This window comes from Maribellus sp. YY47 (genome assembly GCF_023111095.1).
In the GTDB taxonomy this organism is placed as follows: domain Bacteria; phylum Bacteroidota; class Bacteroidia; order Bacteroidales; family Prolixibacteraceae; genus Draconibacterium.
Window position 1 is genome coordinate 85,767 of the sequence record NZ_JALGYW010000016.1, and the last position, 24,659, is coordinate 110,425.

Below are 24,659 nucleotides of genomic sequence, written 5' to 3' on the forward strand. Positions count from 1 at the left end.
TTAAAAATACAGAATTATGGCAACAGTAAACATTTATCTCAATTTCCCGGGAAACACCGAAGAGGCTTTTCTTTTTTACAAATCGGTATTTGGTACCGAGTTTTACGGACAAGGCATAATGCGGTTTAAAGATGTTCCTCCATCTGACAAAATGCCGCCTCTGCCGGAGGGAGTAATGGACAAAGTGATGCACGTGGGATTACCCATACTCGGAGGATTTATGTTAATGGGGTCGGATGCTCCTCCGGAAATGGGATTTAACGTAAATAAAGGAAATAACATTTACATCAATTTACAGCCCGACACCCGCGAAGAAACCCGGAAACTTTTTGCTGCACTTTCCGAAGGAGGTAACGTAGAGCAGGAACTTCAGGAGATGTTCTGGGGCGATTATTATGGCGCCTGCGTGGATAAGTTTGGTATTATGTGGATGTTCAACTGCTCCGAAAAGGCCGGATAACCCAAACAAGCCACCTGCCCCGACACACAACATTTTTTTCGCATTAGTTCCGTTTCAACAACATTTTCTTTCGTTTCCGGCTGAGGAAATTGCGAAGTGGCATATCGTAGAATTTCATTACCAGCCAGGCAAAGAATACCAGTACAACCGTTCCGATTCCGACAATCCACGGAAGATACTCCTGCGGCGGATTTTTCGAAACGAAATAGTTGCCAAACCACCAGATGGCAAAGTAGTGAGTCATGTATAAAGGGTAGGAAATGTTACCCATAAACACACACACTTTTTGTGTAGAACCCGACAAAACCGAACCGGCGCCAAGCGATACCAGCAAGGGGAAATAAAACAATACCAGGAGCGGTTCAACAATTGCGCTGTTGCCCAGGCCCGAAGTCATAAAAGCTGTAGCCAGCAGGATTGAGAGCGCCACAAATCCCAGTTTGTTTTTAATGATCCACCCCGACCTGTACACCAGTAAACCGGCCAGGAAAGAATAGCTCATGCGAATTCCGCCGTCAAAAAACGTGGCTCCGTTCCAGCCGCCCAACAGGTTACCTGCACGGTAGCTTACCCACACAATGCCTCCGGCAGCCAGTACGAGTAACACTCCCAACACTTTCTTTGAAAGACGGACCAAAACAAAGGCATAAAGTATATTGGCAATGTATTCCCAAAACAACGACCACGAAGGGGCATTCAAACTAAAGAGGTTAAAAGCCCGCTCTTCCATGGTAGGCAGCGGAATCAGAAATAACGAGCAAAGAACCATTAGCGCCAGCGCTCCCATTGAATGGGCTGCTGCATGGTCGGCAAACGGATCGGCAAACAGCCCGATAACTCCAAGCACTGTTCCGGCAATAACCAGCGGGTGAAGACGGATCAGCCGCGAAGTAAAAAATGCCCGGATGCCCATTTGAGGAAGTCGCTTGTCGTAGGCATAGGCAATCACAAAACCCGAGAGGCAAAAGAAAAAATCAACAGCCAGAAAGCCATGGCCGATAAAGTTTTGGGTAAAGTCGGGATAGATCCACTCCATAAAATGAAAGACCACCACTGCCAAGGCAGCAATCCCTCTTAATCCGTCCAAAATATGAAAATGCTGTTTGCTTTGCAGCAACTTTTCTTCTGTAATATGCTTCATATAGGTTTCATTGCCGGGCATTCGCAATCATTCAAATGTACCGATGGGTAAAGCCTGCAAAACTAAACGAAAAACACCATATTCCTAAAAAGAGGAGCGGGGAAGCTACCGGAATACAAGTGGATATCCATCTGCTAAACGAAGTTTTTCCCGTTTTTGAGCTGGGCTATTGCTGAAATTTCTAAATTTCACCTGGATAAATTATGAATTGTTAAACATTAAATAAGTAAAATGATCACGACAATAGTTTTAATAAAAACCAAACACTCAAAGATTAATGAGGTGGGAGAGAAGATCTCGGCCATAAAAGGAGTGACCGAAGTTTATTCGGTAAGTGGAAGATACAACCTGTTGGCCATAATCCGGCATAAGGAAATGGATGATATTTCGGTGATTGTTACCGAGAAAATTAACGCGGTTGAAGGCATTAAGAAAACAGAATCGATGATTGCCTACCGGATGTTGTCGAAATATGATTTGGCCGGTGTGTTCGATCTTGGCGATTAAAAACCAACTTTAGTAAGGGCTTGAACGACCTCGGGATTCCGTCGTTAAGGAATAAATTCACACAGACCTTCAAGGTTTTCAAACCCTTGAAGGTCTGTGTACACTCGCAGTCATGGTATGGTTCCCCGGCTAATCCATTACCGGCTCCTCGTCTTTTTTGCGGCGTTTTTTTACCACTTCGTTGTTGGCGCTGATCAGTTCGGCCACCACCCGGGCAAAGGCGCCATAGGTGGGCTCGTCGAGCTGCGTCATTACATTCAGGTAAGGCACCAGCTGGTTGTTGATCCGGTTCACCACCTCTTGTTTAATTTTCGAGGCATTTTCAAGGGTGCCCTCTTCTGCCTGCGCCGACTCAAAAGCCAAACGGCTGGCCTCGAACGTATCCTGCGCCTGTTGCAAAGCCGCAATGTATTCGGCACACTGAGGCACCAGCGCAATGTCGGCCAGCGCTTTGGGTTTGTTTAAATCGGCCAGCAGCGAGTTGAGCAGCGAACTCTCGCGCGTAAAGCTTTCTTCTTTTATTTCGAGGCCGTAGTGGTTAAAAATATCGAGCAGGTTGAGCGCCGCCTGGCGGATCTGTGCATCGGGATGATGCGAAGAACTCACCAGCAGAAAATAAAAGCCGCTTATTTTCTCGTCGCGGATTTCGTCGTTGGTTTTTTGTTCGCTTTTCTCTTTCATCCGCTTAATGGCCGAGGCAAACATTACCGACTCGTCCTTTAGCGGGTTCATTATTTTCTCCAGGTTGGCATCGGTGTTGAGCGGGGTGCCATCGTAGCCCCGGATAAGTTGCGCCGCGGTGCCGTCAACTTCGGTGTTGCGGCTTGTAAGCATTAATAAAGGAATCATAGTAATAAATTTTAGTTTGACATTGGTTAACCAGTTGCTCCTGTTTGAATGAATTACATGTGGGCAGATGCTTGTGGTTTAATTCCCAACAATTTACGATAATTAGTGCAAAAAATCCAAATAAAAGAAGAACTAAGATTCATACTGCCAATGACTTGCCTTTTGGCTCGCGTCAGCCCGACAAAGGATGAAAGACTGATTTTTCACCTTGGGTCTATCAGACAAAGCATGAAAAACTGTTCGGTCAGCCCGTGTCTGTCAGACAAAGCATGAAAAAGTGATTTGTCACCTCTCGTCAGCCAGACAAACAGTGAAAAAATGATTTTTCACCTCGTGTCTGCTGGACAAAGTATGAAAAATGGTTCGGTGGCTTTTTTTGACCGTGTCAATGAGGAGTTGGGGCGAAAGCCCGGCTGCCAAGCTTCGGGTTTAGCCCCGGCATTGATGCCGGGGTTAGAGATGCCTCCGGAAGAGGGGCTTTAGCCCTTAATCTCTGTTTTACAAAAGTTTTACCCCGAGTGCAATCGATACAATTCTTTTGTTAAATTAGTACCTGAACTTTAAGGTGACACCCGAGACGAACTGCAGCGAGAGATTTGCCACCCTTACTTTGAATTCATAGACTGATAACGTTTATAAACGCTTGCAATTATTTAAAAACGGATACTTAGCTGAATACCTGCGCACAAAGCAAGTAAAGCTAATTGCGAAATAAGTGTAATACACATATACATACGTTAGACACTATTTTAAAAAAACCATGACAACTGACAAAAAGATAACAATAGAAAATAATACATGTATAATATCTTCCAATCTTTTGGATGAATTAGACTATGTAATTGGTGGTTATGGACAACCAACAATTGAATTTATGTTCAATTTTAATGCTTTTGTTGAGGCTTACATTTTATCAAGCAACTTTATTCTTACTCATCGTGAGATAGAACACATAAATATTACAAGAAGTGTTCTATTTCCAAATGGGAGACCAATATTTGACCTTATCGCTAAATCTAAAAATGTTTCCATATTTAGTGGATTTGGTGACAATATCATGCAATGTGTTTATGTTGATAAGGTTGAAAAAAGTGATAATGAAACGGCTTTGAAAGCTATTGAGACTTTCTGTCAAAGAGATTCAGAAAGAATAAAAAAGAACTTTATTCTTTCTGACCTCTCCAAACCAATAGAAACCGTTAAAACATATTCTGTTGGTTTTACAGGAAAAAAAGAAGCGTTTGGTGGAGTTAATCAGGTTTTAATTGGAGAGACCATAAATAGACCATTTGAAATTGTTAAATCATTTTTCAATACAATAACAAACTTTAATGTACAAGCAGCTTTACCTGTTTTTACATATCAACAGCAAATCCAGGAACTTGGAAAAAAGGCAATATCTAAAGAGATATATAAGACAATTTGCGATATTCAAGGTCAGAATATTGAAGACGCTGAAAATTATCTAGGAGCTGAATTGCAAACAGTACCACCATTGGTAAGTATTGTTTTATCAAAAGCAAAAAATCGAGAAAACATTCCAGTTATCCTTAATGGTATTCGTGAGGATTTTACGGACTTTAGGAGATGCTGTGAAGATTTTGAAAAAACCTTGAATGAAGCAAAAACGATAAAGCAACAAATCGAGGCAATTAAAGAATACAAAAACTTTTGGGCAACTTTAGTTAAAAAGTATACTGACAAAACATCTAGAATTATGTTTCGATTTATAGATATTGCTAAAGAATCTGACTATGAAAACGCTCTTGATAATGTTATTGATAGTCAATCGGCTGAAGAGCTTTTCAAGGACTTAAATATGGGTAAAGTTGCAGGTAAGGCGGGCATTTTGGCTTGGGGGAAAATTAAAGAAAAAAGAATATTAAATAAATTTAAGGGTGTAGTCAACTTATGGTCATTATTGGAAGAATCGCCTACTATTGACAGACAAATTAAAGATATAGAAAGAGTTTTTAATGCAACGATTGACAGAAATAGAATCCTCTATGCAAAAAAACATCTTGAAGAAATAAAAAAAACAGTGCCTAACATGCAATATAGCCGAAAAGGGGTTTAGAGGTATGCTAAGTGTATCACCCGCATCAATTTCATTGCATCTTGATAGTGACGTTCTCCGCATTCCCTTTAAGGCCATATTGCAACCGTTAGCCTTTGTACAAAAACAATACAGCACCATATGAAACAATTAGTAATAGTTATCTCCTTATTCTTGATTAGTGTAACTTCATTTGGTCAAAAATGGAACCCTGAAACCATTTGTTCTACAGACACCTTGACAATAGAACCCAATATTTCGATGAAATACAATCATGAAAATAAGGACAGTTCAAATCAGTATCCATATAAAATAGTACAATGCCGAACACGTTCTAAAGTCGGTTTTAGGATGGATGTTGCTTATTCTAGCTATTATTACGGTGAAAAAACAACAAGTTGGATTGGACAACATGGAGGACCGAATTTTAATTTGATTCTGGTTGTTGACAAGTTAAACTTTGGTTTTAGATTTAAACCTTGGACAATTGATCCTAAACAAGAAATGGATTTTAATGGACAAATACTTCCGACAACGGCCAGGCTCAATAACATAAAACTTGATTACTATGTTGGCTATTCTCTTGATTTTGATAAACTGATTTCGGTAGAGCCATATGTAGGATATAATAGAACAACTTTTCGTGTTATTAATGAAGATGAATTAAATCAAGAGTTTTTTTAAATAAAACTGGTGGACTAATTATAGGTACGACTTTGAATAAGTATTTCAAAATAAAAGAACATGAATACTTATCTGTATTTGGAACAGTTGGATACGGATTTGTAAATTATGAAAAAGTTCATCCTGATTTAGACAAAGGATATTTTGAGTGGAATCTAGGAATTGCTTATAAAGGATTTATAACTAAACGATTTAATAAAAGAGTTGAATAAGCTCCGCTCCCGCGCGAGTTCCCTCGCGTGGTTGTTTGGAAAACGGCATCGAACATTACGGCCAACAAGCCAATAAACTATGATAAAACTTAAAAGCCAGAAATATGAGCTGGATTTGCACGCTGCTCAACAGATAAAAGACAAGGTTACGGAAGAAACGTGCAAAACCAATGTAAACCCGCAGTTGATTTTTAAACAGAGTTACACCGGGTACACCCTAAAAACCTTTGTCGGAAACTGGACCCCCAATGGATTCTGGCTGTCGAAATACCGGAAACAGCTGTTTCAACTACGCCCCGACGTAATCGCAAAGTTCCGATTCGAACAAGAGGCGGATAAAATACACCTTTCAGTCAGGTATTCCATCGGGTTTTCGAGTGTGTTTACAGGGCTGGTAATAATCTTTTTATTTTCGACTGCATTTCTCTCGTTGGGAGCCACCGCATACCTGGTGGTACTTGTTGCCATGACCGCATTGTATGTGCTGCTTGCCTTTGTTGAACTGGGCAGGCTGGAACAGGCAGTAAAAGATAAAATCCTATAGCTTCAACTCTTCCAGCATATCAATATATTGCTGAATGCCTTTTAAAATTTCGCTTTTGTAAATGTATTCGTCGGCGGTGTGCGAACGGGCCGAGTCGCCGGGGCCCATTTTTACCGACGGGTTCGACATAATGGCCTGATCCGAAGTAGTAGGAGAGCCGTAAATCCGAATTCCCCTGCGTTTGGCAATCTGCGCAAAAGGATGCTCTTCGCTGATTCCCGAAGAGTTCAGCCGCACCGATCGGGGCTTCACTTCCGATTCGATCAGCTCGCTCACAATGCGGGCAGCTTCCTTGTTCGAGTAAAACTCGTTGGTACGCACATCGGCCACAAAATGACAAATGTCGGGTACCACATTGTGCTGGGTTCCGGCTTCGATCTGTGTCACCGACATTTTTACTTTTCCCAGTACATTGGAAACTTTCTCGAACTCGTAGTTTTGAAGTATCTGAATGTCCTTGATGGCTTTGTAAAGCGCGTTTTCGCCTTCTTCGCGGGCAGCATGCCCCGATCGTCCATGGGCATAACAGTCGAGTACCAACAGGCCTTTTTCAGCAATGGCCAGTTCCATGCGGGTAGGCTCGCCAACAATGGCAAAACGGATCGGCGCTATTTCGGGCAGCACGATCTCCAGTCCGCGGCGTCCCGAAATTTCTTCTTCGGCAGTGGCTGCGTAAATCAGGTTGAAAGGAAGGTCTTCACGTTCGTAAAAATGCACAAAGGCGGCCAACAATGCTACCAGCGGCCCTCCGGCATCGTTACTTCCCAGTCCGTACAAAATATCGCCATCTTCAATCGGAGCAAAAGGGTCTTTGGTATAGCCTTTGGCCGGACGTACCGTGTCGATGTGTGAATTAAGTAATACAGTTGGTTTGTGCTTATCGAAATACTTACAAAGCGCCCAGGTGTTGTTTTCCTTGGTCTGATACAGAACGCCCTCTTTATCAAGAAACGAGCGCATAATTTCTGCCGCGTTGGCTTCTTCTTTACTGAACGAAGGCGTTGCGATAAGTTTTATTAGTAAATCAATGTAACGATTCATATGAAAATTTCCATTCAGGGTGCAAATGTGATAAAAAAAACATTATCTGCATTCATTTCGCATCCGTTTTCATACCTCCGACTCTGCTTTAGGAAGGCAAACGGCGTTCGCGTGTATGTTTTATTTTTCAATGTCTGCTCTGCTGTTATCTTTGTTGTTTCAAAACTATAACAATATGCACGAATTTCTGTTTTGGCTCATCATTGCTATACTGGTTGTAGATTTTCTTTTTGAAAAGTATCTCGATTATCTGAATACGACCCAATGGAGTGATACCCTGCCCGAAGAAGTGAAGGGGATTTACGATGAGGAGAAATACCGCAAGCAACAGGCTTACGAACGCGAGAACCACCGGTTTGGGATGATCTCAGGAAGTTTTTCCATGGCCGTGACGCTGGCAATGTTCCTGTTTTTTGGTTTTGCGTTGGTTGACAGCTGGGCCTGGAGCCTGACGTCAAGTGCCATTGTCGCAGCGCTCATCTTCTTTGGAATTCTGATGTTTGCATCCGATTTAATCAATCTGCCGTTTTCGGTGTACGATGTTTTTAAGATCGAGGAGAAATACGGCTTTAACAAAACAACTCCCAAAATATTTGTACTCGATAAAATAAAAGGCTGGCTCGTTAGCGGACTCATTGGAGGTGGTTTGCTGGCACTGATCGTTTTTATTTACCAGAAAACAGGTGCTGCATTCTGGTTTTACGCATGGGTGGTGGTTTCTGTATTCTCCATTTTTATGGCGATGTTTTATTCCAACCTTATTGTGCCGCTGTTCAACAAGCAAACTCCGCTCGAAGACGGCGAACTGCGCGATGCCATTAGCGAATTCTCAAAAAAAGTAGGTTTTAAGCTCGATAATATTTTTGTGATCGACGGTTCGAAACGTTCCACCAAAGCCAATGCTTATTTTACCGGGCTGGGGGCTAAAAAGCGAATTGTTTTATATGATACGCTCATCAAGGATATGACCACCGAAGAGATTGTTTCGGTGCTGGCACATGAAATTGGCCACAACAAAAAGAAACACGTGGTTCAGGGACTGATCATCGGCCTGATCCAAACCGGAGTTGTGTTGTTTATTCTGGGGCTGCTGATCAACAATCCGCACCTGAGCCGTGCACTGGGAGTGGAAAAACCTAACTTTCACATCGGGCTGGTGGCTTTTGGTGTGCTTTATACGCCCATTTCGTTTTTTACCGGAATTTTTATGAACATCCTGTCGCGCCGCAACGAATACCAGGCCGACCGCTTTGCCGCTGAAAATTACAGTGCGGAAGCTTTGGCTTCGGCCTTGAAAAAGCTGTCGGTAAACAACCTCAGCAACCTGACACCACACAAAACGTATGTATTTTTTCATTATTCGCATCCAACGCTTTTGCAACGCCTCGATCATCTGAAACAGTTTGAGAAATAAGCAGAGAGCAAGTATTTTAATGCCATGCAGCATTATGTAATTATCTTTTAGAGGTATCACTAATAGTGATGATAGTCAGGATATTTACTTTCCTGCATGAGGAGCCCTCTATGCATACATATCTTTTTCCGGAATTTGAAGAGAATATGAACGATTTTTAATAAGAAGCATGAAATAAGGAATAAGAAAATGTTAGCTCAAGTAATTCAGCTCTCGATGCTTTTTTATTGGTTATTCCTTATTCCCTGGCTTTTGCAAATTCATATTTATGTGCAAAGAGTAGTTCATGAGGTGCCTCAAAAAGGAAATATTCACGCAAAGAACGCCAAGCTTTACACAGAGCGCGCAAAGACAGGAACTGATATTCTGTGTTTTGCGATCTTTGCGCTTCTTGTGCCCTTTGCGAGAACCTGATTTTAGCGACTTTCGGATAAAGCAGTGCCTGAAAAATTAGTTGTAACAGGGGGCGTTCAAAAACAAATTCCTTGCAAGTAACGCTGCGAGGCATAATTTGGTTTACTTACTGCTTGTTGGTCGTTTCGGTGAAGTTCTAAAAGAACTTTTCAGACAGAGAAGCAAAGAAGAATAAGATTCTTCCGTATTCAATTGAAGAAGGTGGAGTAAAGAATAGAAAGCTGATAACTCAGATTCTGCTGATTTTCGCTGTTCCGTCTTTCAAGATCAGTTTCATCAGCGTTTCATATCGGCCAAAGAATATTAATTTTGGCTTCAGAAAGAAAACTTGTGAGTTGCCTTAAAGAGCAACAATTATAAACGAATGAAAGCAGAGATCATTACCATAGGCGACGAAATTCTGATTGGTCAGATCGTCGATACCAATTCGGCCTGGATGGGCCAGCAGTTCAGTTTAAACGGCATTGAAATATACCAGATCACTTCGGTTCACGACGATCGGAAGCACATTCTGGAAGCCATTCGGAACGCAGAGGAAAAAGTGGACCTCGTAGTAATAACCGGAGGTTTGGGCCCCACCAAAGACGATATTACCAAAGGTGTGCTTTGTGAGTATTTCGATACACATCTCGTTTTTCACGAACCAACATTGGAAGCCATAAAAGTGCGTTTTGCCAACCGTGGAATCGATGTAAACCGTTTGAACCGGGATCAGGCGATGTTGCCCGAATCGTGCACGATTTTACCCAATAAAATGGGAACTGCTCCGGGAATGTGGTTTGAACGGAACGATACCATTTTTGTTTCGATGCCGGGTGTGCCTTTTGAAATGCAGTACTTAGTGGAGTTTGAACTGTTGCCTCGTTTGCGCGATACCGGCCGCACCAAAGCCATTTTTCACAAAACCGTTTTGACTCAAGGGGTGCCCGAATCGATGCTGGCCGACCGTATTTCAGACTGGGAAGATGCGCTGCCCAAACACATAAAACTGGCTTATTTGCCCAATCCAATGTCGGTACGTTTGCGCCTTTCTGCTTATGGCGACAACGAAGAGACACTAAAAAAAGAGGTGGAAGCTGAGATTGAAAAACTCAGACCGCTGATTTCAGAAAGCATTTTTGGCTACGATGAGGATACGCTGGCCAGTGTGATCGGACAAATGCTGGCAGCCAACGGAAAAACACTGGCAGTGGCCGAAAGCTGCACCGGAGGTTATATTTCGCATCTGATTACCTCTGTTTCGGGAAGCTCGGAGTATTACAAGGGCGGAGTTACTTCGTATGCCAACGAGGTAAAACAACAGGTGTTGGGAGTAAGCGCTGAATCGCTCGAAAGCTTTGGCGCAGTGAGCGAAGAGGTGGCGCTGCAAATGGCGGCGGGTGTCAAACGCCTGCTGAATGCAGATTATGCTGTGGCAACTACCGGTATTGCCGGCCCAACCGGCGGAACCGAAGAAAAACCCGTGGGTACGGTGTGGATTGCATTGACCGGACAGCATAAAACATTTGCCCGGAAATATGTTTTTGTGGGTGATCACCGCGAACGGAACATCGTTCGTTCTGCACAAACCGCCTTGCAGCTGTTGCGGCAACTGATTTTGGAAGAAACAAACCATTGATTTTAGTAGTTTATCAACGATATTCGTGTATTGTTCGCAAAATATTTCAACCGGTTTTAGATTGAACGATTGAATAATCTGCCATCAATCTTTTATAACTTGTTCAGCTTGGGAATTAACTCTGCACAGAAAGAATATTGCTTTACTGTCTTGAATCAGTTAAAGCATGAAAAGCTGCGGGTATGAGAGGCATCAGCTATCAATTATTAAAGCATTTCGGCATTATAGCATTCATGCATTCGGCACAATTGTCCTCCGACTGTTGCAGACGAGCTTGAAATATTCTGTGCTTTTGCCCGGGAACATCGCCTTAACACAGTTTTTATTCTTTTAACAACATCAATGCGCGTTCTGCGTTTCTATTATGTATTTTTGAAGAAAATAAAAGGTCCATGAAAAGAATTATAATCATCCTGTTAGTCATAATTTTTGTAATTGTTGGTGCTTTAGTCGCCATCCCGGTTTTCTTTAAGCAAAACCTGCTCGATTATGCCAAACGAACACTGAATAAGGAGTTAAATGCGAAAGTAGAACTGGCCGATCTTAAGATTTCGCTGTTTCGCAATTTTCCCAAAGCCAGTGTCGATCTGAAAGATATGCTGATTACCGGAACAGGCGCTTTTGAAAACGATACCTTGCTGAGCATTCCGTCGCTGCGTACTACCATTGATCTGGCATCGCTTTTTAATCCATCCGATATGGAAGTGGAGTCGATCGTGATTGATCAGGCATTTATCAATCTTTTGGTGAATGAAAACGGCGCCGCCAACTGGGACCTTGTCCCTGCCGGAGAAAATCAGGCGGAACAACAAGCTGAGTTAACTTCGGAAGATGACTTTCAGCTTAACCTGGATAAAATTGAAATCCTTCATTCCCATCTGAAATACACCGACAAATCACTGAATATGAATCTGGCCCTATCGGATGTAAACCTGGATGTTACAGGAAAAATGTACGGACAGGGAACCAGTTTGGAAACCGGAGGAAATGTAGGCGATTTTTCGTTGGAGTACGGAGGAATTCAGTACATCTCAAAAACTACACTGGCCGTAAAAACCTTGCTCGATGTGGATTTTGAATCGATGAATTTTACCATTACCGAGAACGAACTAATGGTAAACCGACTGCCGCTTGAATTGGGCGGATCGTTTAAAATGCCTTCTGATACAGTGTTTTTTGATTTGCAACTCAATACCAAGTCATCGGGCTTTGAAAACTTCCTGGCTTTGGTACCGCCGGTATACGAGTCGTACATGAAAGACATTCATGCGCAGGGTAATGCTGATATCAAAGGCGCTCTCAAAGGTTTTTATTTCGGGGAAGATTATCCGGAGTTTAGCCTGAATATTAACATTCAGAACGGTAACCTGCGCTATGCCGATATGCCCGAAGAAATCAAGAACATCAGGGCAGCCGTAAATATTGAAAAGCCGCAGGGCGATCTGGATCTGACCAAAATAAATGTAAACGAAGCACATGCTGAAATTCACCAGAATCCGGTAGATTTCACGCTGGCGGTGAGCACTCCGATGAGCGATCCTTATTTCGATGGTGCCTTAAAAGGAAAAGTGAACCTTTCGCATTTAAAGAATGCGCTGCCGATGGACAGTGTAAACATGTCGGGTGTGATTGATGCCAACCTGATGGCCCGTGGCAGTTATTCGGATGTGGAAGCGGAAAAATACGACAAGATCCGTTCTGATGGCACTGTTTCGTTGCAGAACTTTGTATATGAAACTCCCGAACTGACACAGCCGGTGCTGGTTCCCAAAGGAAACCTGAGTTTCTCTCCCGATAAGATCACATTGAGTGAATTTTTGATGCAGTTGGGCGAAAGCGATTTCCGTTTGTCGGGAACCGTTAGCAATTACCTGAATTATTTTCTGAAAGAAGGTGTGCTGAATGCCAATCTTCAGTTGAATTCGAAACGGGTCAATCTGAATGAACTGCTGCGTTTACAGGCCGAAGATGTGGCTGTTTCTGATACAAAAGCTGAAAAATCAGCGGCAAATGAAGAGGAAGACAATGTATTGGCGTTTGATGTGCCGGATAAAATCAATGTAACTTTCCGTTCAGACATCGATAACGCTGTTTTCAACCGGATTCCGATCCGGAATATCACCGGTGTGATAAAGGCGGCTGATCAGAAACTTACCCTGCAAAACCTGACTATGGATATGCTGGAGGGAAAAATGAACATGAACGGTTCGTATAAAAATACACCCGATAACAAACCGATTTTCGATTTTGGCTTCGATATCAGCAGTTTTGACATACCGACGATGTTTCGCACCTTATCCGGATTCAAGAACATGCTTCCGGGAGCAGGAAACAGCACGGGTAAATTGAGTTCAAAATTTGCCTTGAAAGGACAACTGGGTGAAAAACTAAGTTTGATTCCGGCGTCGGCCAACGGCAGCGGAACGTTTAGCACGCAGAATCTTGAAATCGTAAATTCGCCTGTTTTTAACCAGTTGAACGGTATCATCAAAGCGGAAAAGTTAAAAGATATTCGCGTGGCTGACTTTGTGGCCAATCTGAATGTGGAGAACGGGAACCTTCTTCTGAAACCTTTCAAAACCAAAGTGATCGGGCAGGAGACAACCGTGGCCGGTACATTGAGCGTGGAGAACCTGATTGATATGCGGCTCGATTTTAATGTGGAACGCGATGCCTTTGGCCCGGATATTCAGAAGATTCTGGCTGTAATTCCTGGAAATGAAAAGATCAAAATGCTTCCGGCGGGAGTGGTGATCAACGGTCCGGTCGGAAATCCAAAAGTAAGTCCCGATTTGTCGAAAACGACCAAAGCGGTGACCGATGCCACAAAAGATGATGTGAAAAATTCGCTGGATAAACTGGGGAAAGGCCTGTTAAAATTAATTGAGAAATAATTAACACGAGCGAGAAGAATCCCACTAATATATTTCTGAAACCGCCGAGAATCTAGAAAAATGTGTAATTTCGGGTTTTATTAGAACTACAGCAGTCTTCAGATCCATTATTTATGCAAAAAAAAGTAGTCGTTATAACCGGCGCTTCTTCGGGAATCGGAAAAGCGCTGGCGGAAAAATTTGCCGAAAAAGGTTTTAACCTTGTTTTAGCTGCCCGACGAATTGACCGTCTCGAAACACTCAGGGAACAACTCTCCAATGTAGAAGTTTTACCGGTAAAGACCGATGTGACATCACCTGAAGACTGTAAAAATCTGATCGATCAGGCTGTAGCCAAGTTTGGAAAAATTGATATCCTGATTAACAATGCCGGCATTTCGATGCGTGCTATTTTTGAGGATGTGGAACTGGATGTTTTGCACCGCTTGATGAACGTTAACTACTGGGGAACGGTTTACTGCACCAAGTATGCATTACCGCATATCCTGAAGCAAAAAGGCTCTGTTGTCGGCGTAATCTCTACGGGCGGCTACATCGGGTTACCCGGTCGTACGGGATATTCGGCTTCCAAATTTGCGGTTCGCGGATTTTTGGATACGGTCAGGATCGAGTACCTGCGTTCGGGCTTGCATGTTTTGGTTGCTGCGCCAGGTTTTACAGCCTCCGAGATTAGGAAAACAGCTTTGGTCAGCGATGGCCGTCAGCAGGGTGAAACACCCCGGAACGAAGCCCGAATGATGTCGGCAGAACGATGTGCGAGTATTATGTATCGTGCCATCAAAAACCGACGGCGCAAAATGATAATTTCTCTGTGGGATGGGAAAGTGATTGTTTTGATTGCCAAATTGTGGGCCTGGATTGTTGATCAGATCATTTACCAGGTGTTCAAAAACGAGCCTGATTCTCCATTAAAATAACGAAACGATTTTTTGTAGATATTTGCAAAGCTTTGTTGTTAAACAAGGCTTTTTAGCATATAGATAATCACAAAAACGATAATGGCGACACCTGCAATCCGGTTGAACCATAATAGTATTTTTACGCTGAAACGGGCTCGGAAGAGATCGATCAGCCAGGAAAGGCTAAACCACCACAAAAGACATCCCATTGTAACTCCCAGAAGTACAAAGAATACCTCGTCGAGGTTTTTATGCGAGAAAACAATTCCAAAACCGGAGAACATAGCTACATGGAACAACATAATATGCGGGTTGGAGATTCCGATCGCAAAGGTTCCTGCAATATGTTTGAATGGATTTATTCGCTGATTTAGTTTTTTAACGGCCTGTCGTTCGGGGTGAGAGAAAAAGATAAAGATTCCGAGCAGAACCAAAATAATGGCGCCCGCCAATTTTACCCATACTTCGTGTTGTTTGATAATTCCGACGATCAGCGCCATTCCAAAACCGGCAAATGCTGCGTAAACAAGATCGGAAAGCGCAGCGCCAAGTCCGGAATAGAAACCTGTGGTGCGGCCGTGATTTAACGTACGCTGTATTACCAGTATCCCGATTGGACCCAGCGGTGCCGAGGCCAGCACTCCAATTAGTATTCCTTCTAACCAAAATTTTAACAACATCACGCAAAGATAACCCAATGTTTTAAACAAAAAATATGATGCAGTTTAACAAAATATGAAACTTTAATGCTTCTTATCTCGCAATATTGTCAGTAGTGCGGCGATGTATTTCCGCCAAAACAACCGATTCCGATTTTTGGAGTGTTTTTTGACTGTTTTTCCTTATTGCCTTAAATATAACAGACAATGAACAACCAGGAACTAAAAATACAATACAATGCCATTTGTGATGATCTGGCGAAGCGCCAATTAAAGCCTGCTTTCGATCGTTTGGAAAAACTGATCAACGAAAGCAACCAGTTGCTTTTTCTGGATGAATGGCGCAACCTGGATCAAACCTACCATTTCATGTTAAAATATACGGTGGAGGGAATTCAGGACCCGGAACGGCAGCAGGTGTATCGCAAACTGATTGTTTCGGTGTATGAACTGGCCGATAAAGTATACGATGCAGCGCGCTTTCGTTTTTCTTCGGCTCTGGAATATGAAAAGAAACGAAGCTTTACCGATAATATCGATTTTCCGAATCTTTTAAATGATCTGGAATCGTATGCCCTGCACGACGAATTACGTTCGCTGGTTGACGACGTAGATTTGAAACGAGAGAGCGGAACTTCTGATACTTCCGATTTGCAGGATAAGATTGTAAAGCTTTTTTATCATCTCTGGTTTCAGAACGAGTTGAAAAAAGAGGAGACCGAGTTTGTCGCAGCATTTTTGAAAAGCGAACTTATTGATGTACCGTATAAAGCATTTGTGATAACGGGTGTTTTTCTGAGCTTGTTGCGGTATTTCGATAAGCGTAAGTTCGATCTTCTGTTTGAAGCATACGGTGAAGAGAATCCTGAAATTAATCAGCGGGCGCTGGTAGGAATAGTGCTGGCTTTCTATCGTTACGACCGTCGTCTGGCCAATTATCCGGCAATAACGGCCCGCCTGCATTTTCTGGATGAAAATCCGGCATTCAAAACCAATCTCGAAACGGTAATTGTTCAGTTGATCAGAAGCAAGGAAACCGAAAAAATTCAAAAGAAGATCACCGACGAGATTATTCCGGAGATGATTCGCATCAGTCCGAATCTGAAGGATAAAATCAATCTCGACAGTCTGATGGACGAGAGCATGGGAGAAGATAAAAATCCGGAGTGGGAGAAAATATTTGAAGATTCGCCAGGCCTGATGAATAAAATGGAGGAATTTTCGGAAATGCAGATGGAAGGAGCCGATGTGTTTATGAGTTCGTTTGCAATGCTGAAAATGTTCCCGTTTTTTAGTGAGTTGTCGAACTGGTTTATGCCTTTCTTTTCATCCAATCCCGAAATTGATATGGGATTGACCCGGCACGACGATTTTACGGATCGTTTTATCCGGGTGATTGATTCTGCGCCTATTTTATGCAACTCCGATAAATATTCGTTTTGTTTCAGCCTGCGCAATCTGCCCGCCGAAAACCGCGAATTTATGGCCGAAGCCATGAAAGCGGAGATGGATCAGTTTAACGAATTGCAGAACGAGGAAGAACTGACTGATCCGGGGAAAAAAGCTGGTTTTATTTCCAATCAGTTTATTCAGGACCTCTACCGTTTTTTCAAACTTCATCCTCGAAAAAGCGATTTTGAAGATGTTTTCAACTGGCGTTTCGATTTTCACAATAAACCTTCGTTGGGAAGTATTCTGAAGGAGGACGAAAAAATCCTGCGCAATGTGGCGGAGTTCTACTTTCAGAAAAATTATTTTGAGGAAGCCGCCGAAGTGTTTACTTATCTTTTGAACATCGGTAAAAATGCTGAAATGTACCAGAAACTGGGCTTTTGTTACCAGAAAATGAATGATTTCAGAAAGGCGCTTGAAACGTATCAAATGGCGGAGTTATACGAGTTGAACAAAAAGTGGAACCTCAATAAAATAGCCTTGTGTTATCGTAACCTGAAACAACCGGATAAAGCGCTGGAATATTATCGGGAAGCCGAAAAGCTTGACGAAGAAAATCTTTCGATTCAACTAAATATAGGGCATTGTTTGCTCGAACTTGGCGAGTACGAAGAGGCTTTGAAATGCTATTTTAAAGTCGAATACCTTGAGCCGGGGAACAAAAAAGTGTGGCGTCCGATAGGGTGGTGTTCGTTTGTGGTTGGGAAAAAGGAACAGGCCGGAAAGTATTTCCAAATGCTGGTGGACGACGAGCCTAACAAACACGACCTCATGAATATGGGACACGTGCAGTGGAGTATGGGAAACCGGAAACAGGCGCTGGATTTCTACAAACGTTCGATCGACCGCAGCGATTTTACCGAACAGGAATTTTTTGAAGTGTTCGAAGAAGACCTGCATCATTTACTGGCTCAGGGTGTCAATCGTGATGACGTGCCCATCATGTTGGATCAATTGCGTTACTTTGTGGAGGAATAGAAAATCCTTATTTTAGGGAATAATCAGTGAGAATGAAAGTTAATCTATGGTAGAGGACTTACCCTTTCTCCTGTCTTTTCCTTAATGAAGGGAAAGACGATCGGTCTCCAAAGGAAACGACTGACAAAATACTCGATTTTAATCTGCTTTGAACCACCTGACAATCGTCCTTCCATTCTTGAAGGGAACGATGAGAGGATGGGTATAAATTAAAATGACTGTTAGACTTTCATAAAAAAAGCCACCCGAATAACGGATGACTTTTCAAAATTCAATTAAGTGTTACATTTCGTTTGGCGGAACAGGTGCCGGTACAACATTGCGCACCGGTGGTATGCTTTTTAAATAGGCAAACATTGCTTTTACATCCTGGTCTGTCAACTGGGTAAGGTTAAGCCAGGGCATGGGAGGAAGCAGTGTACGGGTTCCGTCAAGCCCTTTAAATATTCCTTGGGTAATTGCTTTTTTAAACTGTTCTTCGGTCCAGGTTCCGATTCCGGTTACGTCGGGCGTAAGGTTCGCCGCATACGATATTCCCCAGGGGCCGGCTGCTGCGGTAAGGTCGGGGTAAAAAACCGAAAACCCTTTGTTCGTCAGTGAAGTATCAGTCATCATGGGCGGGTTTTCTGCCTGAAAACCTGAGAGCAACAACTCCGGGATCAGTTCCAAGCCATTGGGCCCCGGTTTTTTGGGTGAATGACAATCATTACAACCCATGCTGGTGACCAGGTATTCACCCCGTTTTACCAGCTCATCGCCGGTTGGCATATGGGCAGCGGCAGCTTCTTCAGTCGTTTTTGGTGCGTTGGAACACGATACTGCCGAAACTGCGAGGCAAAACGCTCCAAGGAAAAAAGGGATTAAATTTCTCATTTTCATAGTTTGATTTTTATGTTTAAAACAATTCAACAACATTCTTGCATTACTATAAAAAGTGAGTTGATTTTGGTGGCATGAGAGCAACATACCCTCATTGACAAGTGAAAATTTACGACATAATTATCTTAAATCAAAAGCATGTTTAAAATAGATTGAATACAATCAAACTTTAGAGGTGGCATTGATTTGTTCAGGGGTATTCATAAAACAAAAAAGCACCCCAAAGAAACTGGAGTGCTTTTCGGTATAGTGTGACGACTTATCCGAGTGTAGCAACCATTACCGCTTTTATGGTGTGCATTCTGTTTTCAGCTTCGTCGAACACGAGCGAGGCCGGACTTTCAAATACATCTTCGGTAACTTCCATGGCTTCCAGTCCGAATTTTTGGTAGATTTCTTCACCAACTTTTGTTTCACGGTTATGAAATGCCGGCAGGCAATGTAAGAACTTTACTTTCGGGTTTCCGGTAAGTTCCATCGTTTGTTGGTTGATCTGGTAGGGGAGCAGCAGTTTTATACGCTCAACCCACACTTCGTCGGGTTCGCCCATCGATACCCAAACATCAGTGTAAAGAAAATCACAGTCTTTCACTGCTTCTTCCACCTTGTCGGTGACTAATATCTTTGCACCGGTTTGCCTGGCAATTTCTTTACATTCTTCCTGAAGTTCAGCAGCAGGCTGGCAAGCAATGGGGGCCGCAGCCCTGAAATCCATCCCCAGTTTGGCGGCGCCTACCATTAGCGAATTTCCCATGTTGTTTCGGGCATCACCGAGATAGCAGAATTTTATTTCCGACAGCGGTTTTTCTGAATGTTCTTTCATCGTCAGAAAATCAGCAAGTATTTGAGTGGGGTGAAACTCGTTGGTAAGTCCGTTCCACACAGGAACTCCCGCATATTTCCCCAGTTCTTCCACAATGTTTTGTCCGTAGCCGCGGTATTCAATACCATCGTACATGCGGCCCAAAACACGTGCAGTATCTTTCATCGATTCCTTGTTGCCAATTTGTGAGCCGGAAGGTCCCAGGTAGGTAACATTTGCTCCCTGATCATAGGCAGCCACTTCAAAGGCACAGCGGGTGCGTGTCGATGATTTTTCAAAGATCAGTGCAATGTTTTTCCCTTTTAAATTTTGTTGTTCCTTACCCGAATATTTGTCCTTTTTTAGTTGAGCGGAAAGGTCGATCAGGTAACGAATCTCGCCGGGGGTAAAGTCGAGTAATTTTAAAAAATTACGGTTTTTCAGATTATTCATGGTATGCTTCTTTTTGTTGTTTCAGCTTTTTAATCGTATTCCATTGTGATCTTGGAGCCGTAGGAACGGTCTTCGAGTTTGGTGGCTTCGGTAATCACGCTTTTGCTGCCGCCGTTTTCAATAAAATGAAGACAAGCCCGTATTTTAGGTTCCATACTACCTTCAGCAAAAGTACCATTTTCAAGATGCTTTACAGTGTCGGCATAGTCCAAAAATTCCAGCTTTTCCTGGGTTGGCAGGCCGTAATCCTTGTAAATAAAAGACACGTCAGTCAGGATGTAGAGTTCGTCGGCGTTGATATTAACCGCCAGAAGACTTGAAGCCATATCTTTGTCGACAACGGCATCCAGCGTGCGAACATCTTTTTTTTCGTCGAAATAAATGGGGATTCCTCCACCTCCCGCAGCAATAACAATGTTACCGGCCCGGGTTAGCATCTCGATCATTTCTTTGTTGACAATGTCGACCGGCATGGGCGACGGAACCACTCTGCGGTAGCCACCTGCTACTTTATCGGTCGACTTGAAAATCCAGCCCTTTTCCCTGGCCAGTTTATCGGCTTCCTCTTTTGGATAGATTTTGCCAATTCGCTTGGATGGATTTTTAAACGCCGGATCATCCGGATGTACCTCCACCAGGGTCACCAGGGTTACTACATTTTTGCTGATGCCGTGCTTGTTGAGGATATTCCGAAGCATTCGTTCCAGCATGTATCCGATTCCGCCTTGTGAGTCGGCCACGCATACATCCAAGGGCATGGGAGCAATCTTATAGAGCTGTTCCCCGGCATCGTTTCGCATCAGAATATTTCCTACCTGCGGCCCGTTACCGTGCGTAATCACCAGGTCATATCCGTCGTTGATCAGGTAAACCAGGTTTTCAAGCGTGTCGGTAGAGTTCTTTTCCTGCTGCTCAATCGTGCCTTCTTCAGAACCTCTCAGGAGAGCATTGCCGCCGAGGGCAACCACTGCCAGTTTATTCATCTTGTTTACGGTTTTAGTTTTAACAATGCCTGTTTCTCTCAGGATTATAACTGAAAGTAACCCATTTATCGTTACAGGTAAACTTAAACAATCAAATGCGAAATAAATCTGTCGGATGCTACGTTTTTTGCTAGAATTCATGTATTATACAACAGCCGATCGCGCTGTCGGATTTAAATTTGAATAACAGGTATTTATCCCGCTTATAAATTAAAATTCTCGGGGGTTATTTTGTTAACAGATTGATCTTAATATGATTTCTTTTTTGAGGAAAAAAGAGAAGGGGATGGCTGATATATTTTATTTAAATTTGCACACAATTGAAAAAAGGACTCCATGGCATTTAGACAAAAAAAGTCTTCAAAATCAAAAACTAAAACCAAATCTACCGGTAAAAAGAAATTTTGGTTCAGGAACGAAAAATTTCAGTTTATACTCGGAATATTTCTGTTGGCTTTTTCAGCCTTCCTGTTAATTTCATTTGTTTCGTTTCTGTTTTACGGCGCCGCTGATCAAAGTATTATGGATGCTCCGTGGAAAGAGTTTTTATTCGACTCTTCCAAGAATGTAAAAAACAGCGGGATGAAGATTGGTGCACTTCTTTCGGAGAAAATCATCAATGGGGGATTTGGCTTGGCTTCGTTCCTTTTTATCTATATGACCGCGCTAACCGGGCTAAAAATTCTTGGACGAAACATTACACGCTATCGTCGCAATATGTTCGATAGTTTGCTCATTATTATATGGCTTTCGCTAACTCTCGGATTTATTTTCAACAAGACAAGCGCCGATACTTTTATATACCCGGGAGGGCATTACGGTTTTATTCTGAGCAACTGGGTCCGTTCGCTGGTCGGTATCATCGGAATGGCTCTTATTTTGCTGATCGCCGGGCTGGTTTATGTGGTGGTGCGCTTCGATAAGGCCTACGAATATCTTAAAAACCTGTTGAAGCAAAACCCAAAAGAAACGCCTTCGGTTGATTCGGAAGAAGAGGAAGATGATCTGGAACCTTTCGAGGAAGAAAAGGAGGATGAAATTGCAGGGCACGAAGATATTTCAACGGTTATCGGAGAAGACGATGTGGTTCGGGCGATTTTTGAACCGGATGGTGACGATGATTTTGAAATAGAACAGGAAACCGCTGAAGAGGTTGAAGATGAAACAATCGAAGCTATTGAAGAAGAAAAAGAGGAAAATTTAAGTCTGCAAATTGAACCAAAGATAGAGGAAGAAGAAGCCGACGAAATTGAGCCGGAAGACATGGAGGATTATGACCCGACACTTGATTTGGCCAGTTACAAGTTTCCCACCCTCGATTTGTTGGAAGACCACAAATTTGATAATGCTGAAGTGAAGCAGGAAGAATTGGTGGCCAACAAAAACAAGATTGTTGAAACCCTTCGTCATTACAAGATTGAAATTACCAAGATACGTGCAACCATTGGCCCAACCATTACGCTTTACGAAATTGTTCCGGCGCCGGGAGTACGGATTTCCAAAATTAAAAATCTGGAAGACGATATCGCACTGAGTTTGTCGGCGCTTGGTATTCGTATTATCGCTCCGATACCGGGACGGGGAACAATTGGTATTGAAGTGCCAAATCAGTATCCCGAAGCAGTTTCAATGCACTCCATTATCCGTTCAAGGAAATTTCAGGAAAGCACAGCGGAATTGCCCATTGCGTTGGGGAAAACCATTTCGAACGAAACCTATATGTTCGACCTGGTAAAAATGCCGCACATTTTGGTTGCAGGTGCTACCGGACAGGGTAAATCGGTGGGGGTAAACGTGATCATTACCTCGCTGTTGTATAAAAAACATCCGGCACAGCTCAAGTTTGTTTTTATCGATCCGAAAAAAGTAGAGTTAAATATCTACTCGGTTATCGAGAAACACTACCTGGCTAAACTCCCGGATGCTGAAGAACCCGTGATTACTGATATTCAGAAAGTAAAAAATACGCTGAATTCGGTGAATATTGAAATGGATACCCGATATGATTTGCTGAAAGCAGCGCATGCCCGAAACATAAAGGAATACAACAAGAAATTTATCAGCCGGCGACTGAATCCGGAAAAAGGACATAAATTCATGCCTTACATTGTGGTAATCATCGACGAGTTTGCCGACCTGATCATGACTGCGGGTAAGGAGATTGAATTGCCGATCGCTCGTATCGCCCAGTTGGCGCGCGCGGTGGGTATTCACATGATTATTGCCACTCAGCGCCCGTCTACCAACATTATTACCGGTGTGATCAAAGCTAACTTCCCGGCGAGGATCGCTTTTAAAGTGGCTTCAATGATCGACTCCCGAACAATTCTGGATACTCCCGGAGCCAATCAGCTGATTGGAAAAGGAGATATGCTGATTGCTTCGGGCAGCGAGATCACGCGCGTTCAGTGTGCTTTTGTTGATACACCTGAAGTAGAAAAAATATGTGCATTTATCGGTGATCAGCGTGGTTATCCTACGGCATTCCTGTTGCCGGAGTATGTTGGAGACGATGACCCAGGACCGGGAGCAGTGGACCTTGGTAACCGCGACGACTTGTTTGACGATGCCGCCCGTGTGGTGGTGATGAACCAGATGGGATCAACTTCTATGATTCAACGCCGCTTCTCGATTGGATATAACCGTGCCGGGCGTTTGATGGATCAGCTGGAAGCTGCCGGTGTTGTGGGGCCAAGCGAAGGAAGTAAAGCCCGTCAGGTGCTGATTTCAGACGAATACAGTTTGGAACAATTATTGAATAACTTATAGACAAAATTATATACAAGAGATGAAGAAAAGATTGGGGATGGCATTTGCCATCGTTTTTGCAACTGCGGTTTCAGTATGTGCCCAAACCGACATAAAAGCAAAAGAAATACTTGACCAGGTAAGCGCCAAAACCAAGACCTTTACCAGCATGTCGGCCGAATTCGTTTTTTCGATGGTGAATAAGGAAATGGACATCAACGAACAGAATAACGGCACAATTAAAGTAAAGGGTCAGAAATACAAGGTGAGTTTGCCGGGTGCCGGGCTGGAAATTTATTCTAATGGTGAAACCATCTGGAATTATATGAAAGAGGGCAATCAGGTAACCATTACAAATGTAGAAGATGCCGGAAGCGAACTGATGGATCCGTCTTCTATTTTCAGCATTTACGAACGAGGCTTTCGCTCTAAATTTATTGCAGAAAAGAAAGAGGGGAGTAAAACACTTTACCAGATTGAACTTTATCCGGATTCGGAAGAGTTTCAGGTAGATAAAATTGATGTTAACATCGATAAAGCTACCATGTTCCTTGACTCTGCTACTTTATATGGTACCGATGAAAATTTGTACGGAATTGTGGTAAATAAGATGGAAACCAACAAGAGCTATGCAGACTCGGACTTTGTTTTCGACAAGAGCAAACACGTAGATGTGGAAGTAATTGACCTTAGATAGAAGCTGTGATTTCACAGCTTTTTTTTGTTTTTATCAGATGCATCCGCAAACAAAACCATCGGCCAGGCTGTCGAGCACCGCTTTTTCTTCTTGCTGTTCGGCTTCGGTTCCAATGCATTTCTGACAAACGGGCAGATTTACTACCGGGTTGATGGTAGAAGTTTCAGAAGTAACCGCTTTCTGGCAAACAAAACAAGTTCTGTTTAATGGTTTCATCGTATCAATTTGTGACAACAAAAATAGAAAACGCTACGAAACTTTACCCGTTATGGCAG

At 42.9% G+C, this 24,659-nt stretch carries 21 protein-coding genes; 13 read left to right on the plus strand and 8 right to left on the minus strand.

Going from position 1 to position 24,659, the window contains the following annotated elements; translation table 11 throughout:
- The first annotated feature begins 16 nt into the window (after positions 1-16).
- Positions 17-460: a VOC family protein gene (locus MR764_RS14200; protein ID WP_247980097.1), complete on the plus strand. Its 444-nt coding sequence runs from the start codon at positions 17-19 to the stop codon at positions 458-460.
- 43 nt (positions 461-503) lie between these two features.
- Here the strand turns inward: MR764_RS14200 and MR764_RS14205 are convergent, their stop codons facing one another.
- Positions 504-1,601 carry an acyltransferase gene (locus MR764_RS14205; RefSeq protein ID WP_247980098.1) on the minus strand — a complete coding sequence of 366 codons (1,098 nt, stop codon included), beginning with the start codon at positions 1,599-1,601 and terminating at the stop codon, positions 504-506.
- 231 nt (positions 1,602-1,832) lie between these two features.
- Here MR764_RS14205 and MR764_RS14210 point away from each other — a divergent pair, with 231 nt between their 5' ends.
- Entirely contained in the window at positions 1,833-2,108 is a 276-nt protein-coding gene (locus MR764_RS14210) for an Lrp/AsnC ligand binding domain-containing protein (protein WP_247980099.1), read from the plus strand.
- A 129-nt stretch (positions 2,109-2,237) separates the two neighbouring features.
- On the opposite strand, the gene MR764_RS14215 is transcribed toward MR764_RS14210, so the two are convergent.
- Positions 2,238-2,957, minus strand: coding sequence for a DUF6261 family protein (locus tag MR764_RS14215; protein WP_247980100.1), 720 nt, complete (start codon positions 2,955-2,957; stop codon positions 2,238-2,240).
- A gap of 760 nt (positions 2,958-3,717) precedes the next feature.
- Between MR764_RS14215 and MR764_RS14220 the strand changes: the two genes are divergently transcribed.
- From MR764_RS14220 to MR764_RS14235, 4 genes are all read left to right on the plus strand, one after another.
- Positions 3,718-5,034: a hypothetical protein gene (locus MR764_RS14220; protein WP_247980101.1), complete on the plus strand. Its 1,317-nt coding sequence runs from the start codon at positions 3,718-3,720 to the stop codon at positions 5,032-5,034.
- A gap of 120 nt (positions 5,035-5,154) precedes the next feature.
- On the plus strand, positions 5,155-5,697 hold the full coding sequence (locus MR764_RS14225) for a hypothetical protein (RefSeq protein ID WP_247980102.1): 543 nt from the start codon (positions 5,155-5,157) through the stop codon (positions 5,695-5,697).
- Between the two features lie 32 nt (positions 5,698-5,729).
- On the plus strand, positions 5,730-5,909 hold the full coding sequence (locus MR764_RS14230) for a hypothetical protein (protein WP_247980103.1): 180 nt from the start codon (positions 5,730-5,732) through the stop codon (positions 5,907-5,909).
- A 79-nt stretch (positions 5,910-5,988) separates the two neighbouring features.
- Positions 5,989-6,453 carry a hypothetical protein gene (locus MR764_RS14235; RefSeq protein WP_247980104.1) on the plus strand — a complete coding sequence of 155 codons (465 nt, stop codon included), beginning with the start codon at positions 5,989-5,991 and terminating at the stop codon, positions 6,451-6,453.
- Here MR764_RS14235 and MR764_RS14240 read toward each other — a convergent pair.
- Positions 6,448-7,494 (minus strand): M20 family metallo-hydrolase, encoded by a 1,047-nt coding sequence (locus MR764_RS14240; protein WP_247980105.1) that lies wholly within the window; start codon positions 7,492-7,494, stop codon positions 6,448-6,450. The genes MR764_RS14235 and MR764_RS14240 overlap by 6 nt on opposite strands.
- Before the next feature lie 175 nt (positions 7,495-7,669).
- Between MR764_RS14240 and MR764_RS14245 the strand changes: the two genes are divergently transcribed.
- From MR764_RS14245 to MR764_RS14260, 4 genes are all read left to right on the plus strand, one after another.
- Positions 7,670-8,908 carry a M48 family metallopeptidase gene (locus MR764_RS14245; RefSeq protein ID WP_247980106.1) on the plus strand — a complete coding sequence of 413 codons (1,239 nt, stop codon included), beginning with the start codon at positions 7,670-7,672 and terminating at the stop codon, positions 8,906-8,908.
- A gap of 778 nt (positions 8,909-9,686) precedes the next feature.
- Entirely contained in the window at positions 9,687-10,940 is a 1,254-nt protein-coding gene (locus MR764_RS14250) for a competence/damage-inducible protein A (protein ID WP_247980107.1), read from the plus strand.
- Between the two features lie 392 nt (positions 10,941-11,332).
- Positions 11,333-13,834, plus strand: a complete 2,502-nt coding sequence (locus MR764_RS14255) for an AsmA-like C-terminal region-containing protein (RefSeq protein ID WP_247980108.1) — start codon at positions 11,333-11,335, stop codon at positions 13,832-13,834.
- A gap of 113 nt (positions 13,835-13,947) precedes the next feature.
- Complete coding sequence (locus MR764_RS14260) at positions 13,948-14,751, plus strand: SDR family oxidoreductase (RefSeq protein WP_247980109.1); 804 nt, start codon at positions 13,948-13,950, stop codon at positions 14,749-14,751.
- 38 nt (positions 14,752-14,789) lie between these two features.
- On the opposite strand, the gene MR764_RS14265 is transcribed toward MR764_RS14260, so the two are convergent.
- Positions 14,790-15,413 carry a LysE family transporter gene (locus tag MR764_RS14265; protein WP_247980110.1) on the minus strand — a complete coding sequence of 208 codons (624 nt, stop codon included), beginning with the start codon at positions 15,411-15,413 and terminating at the stop codon, positions 14,790-14,792.
- Positions 15,414-15,599: 186 nt separating this feature from the next.
- Between MR764_RS14265 and MR764_RS14270 the strand changes: the two genes are divergently transcribed.
- Positions 15,600-17,822 (plus strand): tetratricopeptide repeat protein, encoded by a 2,223-nt coding sequence (locus MR764_RS14270; protein WP_247980111.1) that lies wholly within the window; start codon positions 15,600-15,602, stop codon positions 17,820-17,822.
- A gap of 282 nt (positions 17,823-18,104) precedes the next feature.
- Here the strand turns inward: MR764_RS14270 and MR764_RS14275 are convergent, their stop codons facing one another.
- The 3 genes from MR764_RS14275 to arcC all read right to left on the minus strand — a co-directional run bounded on the left by MR764_RS14275 (position 18,105) and on the right by arcC (position 20,939).
- Positions 18,105-18,695 carry a c-type cytochrome gene (locus MR764_RS14275; RefSeq protein WP_247980112.1) on the minus strand — a complete coding sequence of 197 codons (591 nt, stop codon included), beginning with the start codon at positions 18,693-18,695 and terminating at the stop codon, positions 18,105-18,107.
- Between the two features lie 265 nt (positions 18,696-18,960).
- Complete coding sequence (gene argF, locus MR764_RS14280; protein WP_247980113.1) at positions 18,961-19,956, minus strand: ornithine carbamoyltransferase; 996 nt, start codon at positions 19,954-19,956, stop codon at positions 18,961-18,963.
- 29 nt (positions 19,957-19,985) lie between these two features.
- Positions 19,986-20,939 (minus strand): carbamate kinase, encoded by a 954-nt coding sequence (gene arcC, locus MR764_RS14285; protein ID WP_247980114.1) that lies wholly within the window; start codon positions 20,937-20,939, stop codon positions 19,986-19,988.
- 336 nt (positions 20,940-21,275) lie between these two features.
- Here arcC and MR764_RS14290 point away from each other — a divergent pair, with 336 nt between their 5' ends.
- Both MR764_RS14290 and MR764_RS14295 read left to right on the plus strand, forming a co-directional pair.
- Positions 21,276-23,708, plus strand: coding sequence for a DNA translocase FtsK (locus MR764_RS14290; RefSeq protein ID WP_247980115.1), 2,433 nt, complete (start codon positions 21,276-21,278; stop codon positions 23,706-23,708).
- A 19-nt stretch (positions 23,709-23,727) separates the two neighbouring features.
- Complete coding sequence (locus MR764_RS14295; protein ID WP_247980116.1) at positions 23,728-24,384, plus strand: outer membrane lipoprotein carrier protein LolA; 657 nt, start codon at positions 23,728-23,730, stop codon at positions 24,382-24,384.
- 33 nt (positions 24,385-24,417) lie between these two features.
- Here the strand turns inward: MR764_RS14295 and MR764_RS14300 are convergent, their stop codons facing one another.
- Positions 24,418-24,600 (minus strand): hypothetical protein, encoded by a 183-nt coding sequence (locus MR764_RS14300; RefSeq protein ID WP_247980117.1) that lies wholly within the window; start codon positions 24,598-24,600, stop codon positions 24,418-24,420.
- Positions 24,601-24,659: the final 59 nt, after the last annotated feature.

What these genes read in the sequence shown, in the direction of transcription:
- MR764_RS14200 (WP_247980097.1), top strand. Translation starts at nt 17, where the DNA reads ATGGCAACAGTAAACATTTATCTCAATTTCCCGGGAAACACCGAAGAG.
- MR764_RS14205 (WP_247980098.1), bottom strand. Translation starts at nt 1,601, where the DNA reads ATGAAGCATATTACAGAAGAAAAGTTGCTGCAAAGCAAACAGCATTTT.
- MR764_RS14210 (WP_247980099.1), top strand. Translation starts at nt 1,833, where the DNA reads ATGATCACGACAATAGTTTTAATAAAAACCAAACACTCAAAGATTAAT.
- MR764_RS14215 (WP_247980100.1), bottom strand. Translation starts at nt 2,957, where the DNA reads ATGATTCCTTTATTAATGCTTACAAGCCGCAACACCGAAGTTGACGGC.
- MR764_RS14220 (WP_247980101.1), top strand. Translation starts at nt 3,718, where the DNA reads ATGACAACTGACAAAAAGATAACAATAGAAAATAATACATGTATAATA.
- MR764_RS14225 (WP_247980102.1), top strand. Translation starts at nt 5,155, where the DNA reads ATGAAACAATTAGTAATAGTTATCTCCTTATTCTTGATTAGTGTAACT.
- MR764_RS14235 (WP_247980104.1), top strand. Translation starts at nt 5,989, where the DNA reads ATGATAAAACTTAAAAGCCAGAAATATGAGCTGGATTTGCACGCTGCT.
- MR764_RS14240 (WP_247980105.1), bottom strand. Translation starts at nt 7,494, where the DNA reads ATGAATCGTTACATTGATTTACTAATAAAACTTATCGCAACGCCTTCG.
- MR764_RS14245 (WP_247980106.1), top strand. Translation starts at nt 7,670, where the DNA reads ATGCACGAATTTCTGTTTTGGCTCATCATTGCTATACTGGTTGTAGAT.
- MR764_RS14250 (WP_247980107.1), top strand. Translation starts at nt 9,687, where the DNA reads ATGAAAGCAGAGATCATTACCATAGGCGACGAAATTCTGATTGGTCAG.
- MR764_RS14255 (WP_247980108.1), top strand. Translation starts at nt 11,333, where the DNA reads ATGAAAAGAATTATAATCATCCTGTTAGTCATAATTTTTGTAATTGTT.
- MR764_RS14260 (WP_247980109.1), top strand. Translation starts at nt 13,948, where the DNA reads ATGCAAAAAAAAGTAGTCGTTATAACCGGCGCTTCTTCGGGAATCGGA.
- MR764_RS14265 (WP_247980110.1), bottom strand. Translation starts at nt 15,413, where the DNA reads ATGTTGTTAAAATTTTGGTTAGAAGGAATACTAATTGGAGTGCTGGCC.
- MR764_RS14270 (WP_247980111.1), top strand. Translation starts at nt 15,600, where the DNA reads ATGAACAACCAGGAACTAAAAATACAATACAATGCCATTTGTGATGAT.
- MR764_RS14275 (WP_247980112.1), bottom strand. Translation starts at nt 18,695, where the DNA reads ATGAGAAATTTAATCCCTTTTTTCCTTGGAGCGTTTTGCCTCGCAGTT.
- argF (WP_247980113.1), bottom strand. Translation starts at nt 19,956, where the DNA reads ATGAATAATCTGAAAAACCGTAATTTTTTAAAATTACTCGACTTTACC.
- arcC (WP_247980114.1), bottom strand. Translation starts at nt 20,939, where the DNA reads ATGAATAAACTGGCAGTGGTTGCCCTCGGCGGCAATGCTCTCCTGAGA.
- MR764_RS14290 (WP_247980115.1), top strand. Translation starts at nt 21,276, where the DNA reads ATGGCATTTAGACAAAAAAAGTCTTCAAAATCAAAAACTAAAACCAAA.
- MR764_RS14295 (WP_247980116.1), top strand. Translation starts at nt 23,728, where the DNA reads ATGAAGAAAAGATTGGGGATGGCATTTGCCATCGTTTTTGCAACTGCG.
- MR764_RS14300 (WP_247980117.1), bottom strand. Translation starts at nt 24,600, where the DNA reads ATGAAACCATTAAACAGAACTTGTTTTGTTTGCCAGAAAGCGGTTACT.